Below are 6,904 nucleotides of genomic sequence, written 5' to 3' on the forward strand. Positions count from 1 at the left end.
GGCGGGGGCACTGAAAATGGCAAGGCTTGATTATCGGGTGCCGGCAGATTACAGGCGGTAGGCAAGTTGCGCAAACACAAGGGTCGCGCCGATGAACGCAGCCATCGATCAGAGCGGAAAAAGGCCAGATTCCGCGACGCGGATCGAGACGATCGACATGCATACCGGCGGCGAGCCGGTGCGCATCGTCACCAGGGGTTATCCGGCAATTCCCGGCCGCACGATCCTGGAAAAGCGCCGCTTCGCGCGCGACCATCTCGACGCCTTCCGCCGTCTCATCATGTTTGAGCCGCGCGGCCACTATGACATGTATGGCGTGTTGCCGGTCGAACCGGACATCGCGCACGCCGACATGGCGGTCCTCTTCATTCATAACGAGGGCTACAGCACCATGTGCGGGCATGCGACCATCGCCCTTGGCCGCTACGCACTCGACCAGGGCCTCATCAAGGCCGGGCCCGACGGCATGGCGCGGCTGAAGCTGCAATGCCCCTGCGGCCTGGTCGAGGTCGGCGTCGCGGCCGCGGGGCCGGAGAAGGGCCGCGTCAGCTTCGTCAGCGTGCCCGCTTTCGCCTTTGCCCTCGACCGCGTCGTCGATGTGCCCGGCAAGGGGCAGATCCGGCTCGACATCGGCTATGGCGGCGCCTTCTACGCCTTCCTGCCGGCGGCCACTTTCGGCCTCGACGTGCGCCGCTCGCGCACCAAGGATCTGGTGGAAGCAGCCAGTGCCGTGACCGCAGCGGTGAAGGCGCAGGTGCCGCTCAGCCATCCCGACGATGCCGATCTTGCCTTCCTCTACGGCACCATCCTCACTGATGGCGGCGACGGGGCCGGCGCACCCACCGCCAATGTCTGCGTCTTTGCCGCCGACGAGGTTGACCGCAGCCCGACCGGCAGCGGCGTCACCGCACGCCTCGCCCTGATGGCCGCCCGCGGCAGCGTCGGCGCCGGCGAATGGCGGCGCTTTGAAAGCGTGACCGGCAGCCTCTTTGAAGGCCGGATCGCCGCGACCCTCACCGCCGGCGATTTTCCGGCGATCCGTGCCGAGGTCGCAGGCCGCGCCTATTATACGGGGAGTGCCGTCTTCACCGTCGAACCCGACGATCCCCTGGCCGGCGGGTTCCTGCTGCGATGACCGGCATCGACCGCGTCTCCGTCATCGGTGCCGGCGCCTGGGGCACGGCGCTGGCCCTCATCGCCAGCCGGGCCGGGCGCAGCACCACGCTTTACGCCCGCCGCAAGGAACTCGCCGCAGCCATTACCGCGTCCGGGGAAAATGCCGATTACCTGCCCGGCATTGCCCTTCCGGGGGCAATCTTGGTGACGGCCGACCTCGCCCCCGCTTTGCAGGCCGATGCCATCCTTTATGCGCAGCCGGCCCAGCATTTCCGCGCCTTCTGCGCTGCCGCCGGGCCGCATTGGCGCCGTGGCACCGCCCTCGTCCTCTGCGCCAAGGGCATCGAGCAGGCGAGCGGCCTGCTGCTCCATGAAATTGCCGCGGAAGCCCTGCCGGACGCCTCGGTCACGGCCCTCTCCGGGCCCAGTTTCGCCATCGACGTGGCGCGCGGTCTCCCTACCGCGGTCGCCGTCGCCGGCACCGATGAAGGGCTGGTCGAGGACCTGATGCTGGCGCTGAGCCACGGCGCCTTCCGGCCCTATGGCACCGGCGACCTGCTGGGGGTCGAGGTGGCCGGGGCGGTCAAGAACGTGCTGGCCATTGCCTGCGGCATGGTGATGGGTGCGGGACTCGGCGACAACGCGCGGGCCGCCCTCATCACCAGGGGCCTAGCCGAAGTATCCCGCCTGGCGCTCGCCAAGGGCGGCCGGCCGGAGACGCTGATGGGCCTCGCCGGACTCGGGGATCTCGTATTAACCTGTTCTTCGCCAAAGTCGCGCAACATGTCGCTGGGTATTGAACTGGGCCAGGGCAGGGCCCTCAGCGACATATTGGCGGCGCGGCACAGCGTGGCGGAAGGTGTGACCACGGCCCCGGCGGTGGTGACCCTGGCGCAGCGGCTGGGCGTCGAGATGCCGATCGCCGAGGCGGTGAACCGCATCCTCCACGGCGGCAGCAGCCTCGCTGCCGAGGTGGACGCCCTGCTCTCCAGGCCCCTCAAGCGGGAGGGTTAGCGTGTTGGTTAGCGTGGAAAAGGACCCAAGATGACCGTGACCATGGACAAGATCCTCTGCGCCACCGATGGCTCGGTGCCGGCGACCAAGACGGTGACCTATGCCATCGAACTGGCGCAGCGCCTCGCCTTGCCGCTTTCCTTCATCACGGTTGTGGACGCCAAAGAGGGCGACACGCCGACGATCTGGGATTCCGCCGCCCTCCTTGCCGGCAATCTGCCGATCGACAAATCCCTGCTGGTGGCGGTCGAACAGGCCCTGAAATCGGGCCTGCGCCGCATCGCCGCCGTGCGGGCCCCGGGCAATGACATCGCCAGCACCATCGTCGATTACGCCGAGAAGAACTCCTACCACCACATCGTCACCGGCTCGGCGGGCCTCACCGGCGCCAAGCGCCTGCTGCTGGGTTCGGTCGCTGCCGACATCGTCACTTTGGCGCATTGCCCCGTCACCGTGGTGCGGTAGGGGAAGCCGCCCCAACCCCGCGGCGCGGCAAATTTGCCACGCACGCAAATGTCATCGGCCCGCCATGAATTTTCTATGGATTCAGGGGGCAAGGTGTCTTATGTAACCCACCACTTGCAACAGCCGGAAGGCTTTTACATGTCCACCCTGTGTCTCCGACGACGATCGTCGACCACCATCCTGGGGTTTCCCCGGCTGGTGTCGGAATCGGCTGCGCTCGAGGCATAGGATATGAGGGGTGCGCCAAGCACCCCGGAGATCCGAAGCGGAAGCAGGCCGATGCCAAGGCCTGCACACATAAATGAACCGCTTTACCTGACGAGGATCTCCTGATGGCCGACCAAAAGACCGCTGCCGCGAATTTCACCATCAAGCCTGAAACCGCCGCGTTGACCGCCGAGGTCGAGCAGATGCTCGATTTCGTGTTCGGGCCGACGCGGTTTGACAAGGCTTCCTATCTGTTCCGAGAGGGTGTCGAGCCCGTGGCCGAACTCTCTTACGTCGCTCAGCTGGGCGACGAAGTGGTCGGCACCATCCGCTATTGGCCAATCAATGTCGGCCCCACCAACCATCCGGCCCTGCTCCTGGGTCCGCTCGGCATCACGCCGCGCCTCGCCGGCAAGGGCATCGGCCGCACCCTCACCTTCCGCACCCTCGAACGCGCCGCCGAGATGGGCCATGATCTGGTGCTGCTGGTGGGCGATGTCGATTACTACAAGCGCTTCGGCTTCGTGCCGGCGACGCCGCACGGCTTCGTCATGCCGGGCGAAAAGCGCCCCGAACGCCTGCAGGTAGCCCCGCTGAAGCGCGGCATCCTGGGGACGATCAGCGGCGACATCCGCCACATCCACGGCCGCGTTATCGCGGGCGAGGCGGAACTCGGCAGCACACCCGCGGTGGGCGCCCGAGGCGAGTTCCTCCAGGTCGACGCGCGCTAAAACCCACCTATTTCACGAAACATTCGACCAGCACCGTGACGGCGGCGGCATGATGCTTCATGTCCGCTGCCGCATCGGCGACCGGTCCCTTTGCCGCAATCTTGTAGGTGATGCTGTGCTTCTCCAGGAAACTGCGAACGATTTCGCTCCTGACCGCCATGCCTTCCTTGGCCTTCTTCGGCGCCGATTTCTTGACGATGCCGGTGACGGGCAGCTCGGCTGACACGACGCCCACGACGCGCCCCGACTCATCCATCAAGGGGCCACCGCTGTTGCCGGGATTGATCTGGTTGCTGAGCAGCCAGTAATTCGCGGCATCGTCGCTGTCGATCTTGCGCGTGGAGAGCCGGCCGGTCGTCATAGCGAAATTGGGTTCGGCATTGCCGATCCCCGGATAGCCGCCGGTATAGAGGTCCATCTCGGCCGCCAGCGTGTTTTCAGCGCTGAGCGGCACCGGCGCGCCCAGCGGAATGGGCGTCTTGATGACGGCGAGGTCCTTCTCCGCATCGGTTGCCAGAACCCGCGCCGGCAGGCCGGGCGCCACCGCCATCTGGGAACAGCCCGACACAACATGCTCGTTGGTGAGCACCACGCCCTCGCCGATGATGATGCCGGAGCCCGATTTCATCATGTCGCTCTCGCGACCCAGGCTGTCATCGATGGCGATGGCGAATTCCGCCGCGTCCCACATGGCGTAAGGATCGTCGGTGCGCAGGCGCAGGAGCGCTTCCTGGGCGGGGCGGGAATTCTTGAGGGCAGCACGGCTGTACCAGCCCATCGCCACGTCGTTCTTGCCCCGCGCCTCAGCGAGACGTCCCATGGCGAGCTGCGCCTTCACCTCGCCCTTATTGGCGGCCTTCCGGTACCAATCCTCGGCCTTGGCGACATCCTTGGGCTTGCCGATCCCCTGCTCCAGCACCAATCCGGCCAGATAATAGACCTGCACGCTGCCGCCCGATGCTGCCGCAAGACAGGCATCGGCGGTCTTCGCCGCATCGGCACCGCTGTGGAGCTTACCGTCGGGAGCGAGGCTCGCGGTGCATTGCGAAGCGGAATCGGCTGTGGCTGGAGCGGCAAACGCCGCGAGGAGGGAAAGAACAAGCGCACTGGCGGCAAGGATACGGGACAAGCTGACGACCCTCTTTCAATGCGAGCAACCCCACCCGCGCGGCTCACAATTTTATGGTGCAGTCTTGCCCGCTTGCAAAGAAAAAGGGCAGCGGAATGATCCGCTGCCCTTGTCTCCAGCCTGCGTGTCGGCCGATATCAGCCGAGATGCATCCAGACCGATTTGGTCTGGGTGACGGTGGTGAGCGTCTCCAGGCACTTGTCGCGGCCCATGCCGGACTGCTTGAAGCCGCCCCAGATCGAGGTCATGTCGCCATGGTCGAAGCAATTGACCCAGACGATGCCGGCTTCGATGTCGCGCGCGGCCTTGTGGGCCACAGAGACGTCCGAAGTCCAGATGCTGGCAGCGAGGCCATAGATCGAATCATTGGCGATCTCGATGGCCTGGTCGAGCTTCTTGTAGGGCAGGATGGTGCCCACCGGCCCGAACACTTCCTCGCGCGCGATGCGCATCTTGTTGTCGACGCCGGTAAAGAGGGTCGGCGCCACATAGCAGCCCTTCTCCAGGCCCTTGGGCACATTGCCGCCGAGGGAGAGCTTGGCGCCTTCCTTCTTGGCGATATCGATGTAACCCAGCACGCGCTTCTGCTGTTCCTTGGTCACCAGCGGGCCCATGGTCGTGGCCGGGTCCAGCGGATCGCCCGGGTTGAAACTGGCCTTGGCCTTTTCCAGGAACTTCGCCACGAAATCGTCATGGATCTTGGCATCGACCAGGATGCGCGAGCCGGCATTGCAGACTTCGCCCTGGTTGCCATAGATGCCGTTGACCGCATATTGCGCGGCGGTGTCGAGGTCGGGGGCGTCCTTGGTCACGATCTGCGGAGTCTTTCCGCCGCATTCCGTGGTGACGCGCTTCATGTTCGACTGGCCGGCATAGATCATCATCAGCTTGCCGACTTCGGTCGAGCCGGTGAAGCCGATCTTGTCGACATCCATATGAAGCGCCAACGCCTTGCCGGCTTCTTCGCCGAGGCCCTGCACGACGTTGAGGACACCGGCCGGGCCGCCGGCTTCCATGAACAGCTTAGCGAGCAGATTGCCGGAGAGCGGCGATTGTTCGGCGGGTTTCAGGATGACCGAGTTGCCGGCGGCAAGCGCCGGGGCGATCTTCCAGGCGGCCATCATGAGGGGATAGTTCCACGGCACGACGCAGCCGATGACACCCAAGGGCTGTCGCAGGATGTAATGAAATTCGGTCGGTGCCGTCGAGGTGACGGTGCCTTCGATCTTGTCGATCGTCTCGCCGAAATACTGGAACGTCATCGCCGCGCCGGGGATGTCGATGTTCAGCATTTCGCTGATCGGCTTGCCCATGTCGGTCGAATCGAGGAGCGCGAATTGCAGCGCATTGTCGGTGATGAGCTGGCCGAATTTATAGATGACCGTCATGCGGTCGCGCGGCGCCATCCTGGACCAGACACCCGATTTGAACGCCTTCCTGGCGGCCTTCACCGCGAGATCGACGTCCGACGCATCCGAGCGTGCCACCGAGGTAATGACTTCACCGGTCGCCGGGTTGATGGTCTCGAATTTCCGGCCCTTCTTTGCGTCGACGAACTTGCCGTCGATGAAGTTGCGCGTCTCGAATTTCAGCTTGTCGGCGAATTTCTTGAACGCTTTTTTGTCGAGTTGTTTTGCTTGCTCGAGGTTCATGGCCTCATCTCCTCCGTTCGGGGCCCGATCCATTTCAGGCCTTCATCATGGCTATCGGCTTGACACCGTTTTTGGCAGCCTTGGCTCGGGGGAAGCTTATAGCACCGGCGCTATTTGGGCGGCTAGATGTGGCGCGTTTCGCAGGATGCGGCAAAGCGTCTGACTTGCGGCGAGATGCCTATCCCTTTGGGGATAGGCCGTCTTCTTCCAGTGCCGCGGCTCTTTCCTTCGCGCGGATGCGTTCGCGGTGCGCGGTATAGATGCCGGTCGCGATAATGACAGCGCCACCAATCCAAGTGGTGACGGCCGGCAGCATGTCGAACCAGACATAGCCGATGGCGGTCGCCCAGACCAATTGCAGATAGATGAAGGGCGCGATAATCGAGGCCGAGGCATAGGAGAAGGCGCGAATGACCAGCGTATGGGCAAGGCCGCCGGAAAGGCCGAGGGCCGCCAGCAGCAGCCATTCCTTGGCACTTGGCGCCTGCCAGATGAAGGGCATGAAGCAGCTCAAGACAAGGCAGCCGACCGAAGCGGCGTAGAAGAGCGAGGTGGCGTTGCTGTCATAGCGCGCGGCGATGCGGGTCAGC

7 protein-coding genes are annotated in these 6,904 nt (G+C 64.5%); 4 read left to right on the forward strand and 3 right to left on the reverse strand.

Translation table 11 applies throughout. The annotated features are described in order from the left end of the window. The first annotated feature begins 91 nt into the window (after nucleotides 1–91). From ACE3OA_RS20130 to ACE3OA_RS20145, 4 genes are all read left to right on the forward strand, one after another. Nucleotides 92–1,135, forward strand: a complete 1,044-nt coding sequence (locus tag ACE3OA_RS20130; protein ID WP_374314151.1) for a proline racemase family protein — start codon at nucleotides 92–94, stop codon at nucleotides 1,133–1,135. Then, the gene (locus ACE3OA_RS20135) at nucleotides 1,132–2,130 is read left to right on the forward strand and encodes an NAD(P)H-dependent glycerol-3-phosphate dehydrogenase (protein WP_374314153.1); all 999 of its coding nucleotides are present in this window, start codon (nucleotides 1,132–1,134) and stop codon (nucleotides 2,128–2,130) included. Before ACE3OA_RS20130 ends, ACE3OA_RS20135 begins: the two co-directional genes overlap by 4 nt. Nucleotides 2,131–2,160: 30 nt before the next feature. After that, nucleotides 2,161–2,595, forward strand: coding sequence for a universal stress protein (locus tag ACE3OA_RS20140; RefSeq protein WP_374314156.1), 435 nt, complete (start codon nucleotides 2,161–2,163; stop codon nucleotides 2,593–2,595). 332 nt (nucleotides 2,596–2,927) lie between these two features. Continuing rightward, a complete protein-coding gene (locus tag ACE3OA_RS20145) occupies nucleotides 2,928–3,533 on the forward strand; it encodes a GNAT family N-acetyltransferase (RefSeq protein WP_374314158.1) in 606 nt (201 codons plus the stop codon). A 7-nt stretch (nucleotides 3,534–3,540) separates the two neighbouring features. Here ACE3OA_RS20145 and ACE3OA_RS20150 read toward each other — a convergent pair whose 3' ends face one another. From ACE3OA_RS20150 to ACE3OA_RS20160, 3 genes are all read right to left on the reverse strand, one after another. Continuing rightward, a complete protein-coding gene (locus ACE3OA_RS20150) occupies nucleotides 3,541–4,662 on the reverse strand; it encodes a trypsin-like peptidase domain-containing protein (RefSeq protein WP_374314160.1) in 1,122 nt (373 codons plus the stop codon). Nucleotides 4,663–4,799: 137 nt separating this feature from the next. Continuing rightward, the gene (locus ACE3OA_RS20155) at nucleotides 4,800–6,314 is read right to left on the reverse strand and encodes an aldehyde dehydrogenase (protein WP_374314162.1); all 1,515 of its coding nucleotides are present in this window, start codon (nucleotides 6,312–6,314) and stop codon (nucleotides 4,800–4,802) included. Between the two features lie 178 nt (nucleotides 6,315–6,492). After that, nucleotides 6,493–6,904 (reverse strand): EamA family transporter (locus ACE3OA_RS20160; RefSeq protein WP_374314164.1); only part of this gene is annotated, 412 nt, incomplete at its 5' end.

Source organism: Dongia sp., assembly GCF_041906375.1.
In the GTDB taxonomy this organism is placed as follows: Bacteria; Pseudomonadota; Alphaproteobacteria; order Dongiales; family Dongiaceae; genus Dongia.

Excerpts from the sequence above, each read along its gene's own strand:
- ACE3OA_RS20130 (WP_374314151.1), top strand. The coding sequence starts at position 92 with ATGAACGCAGCCATCGATCAGAGCGGAAAAAGGCCAGATTCCGCGACG.
- ACE3OA_RS20155 (WP_374314162.1), bottom strand. The coding sequence starts at position 6,314 with ATGAACCTCGAGCAAGCAAAACAACTCGACAAAAAAGCGTTCAAGAAA.
- ACE3OA_RS20135 (WP_374314153.1), top strand. The coding sequence starts at position 1,132 with ATGACCGGCATCGACCGCGTCTCCGTCATCGGTGCCGGCGCCTGGGGC.
- ACE3OA_RS20145 (WP_374314158.1), top strand. The coding sequence starts at position 2,928 with ATGGCCGACCAAAAGACCGCTGCCGCGAATTTCACCATCAAGCCTGAA.
- ACE3OA_RS20140 (WP_374314156.1), top strand. The coding sequence starts at position 2,161 with ATGACCGTGACCATGGACAAGATCCTCTGCGCCACCGATGGCTCGGTG.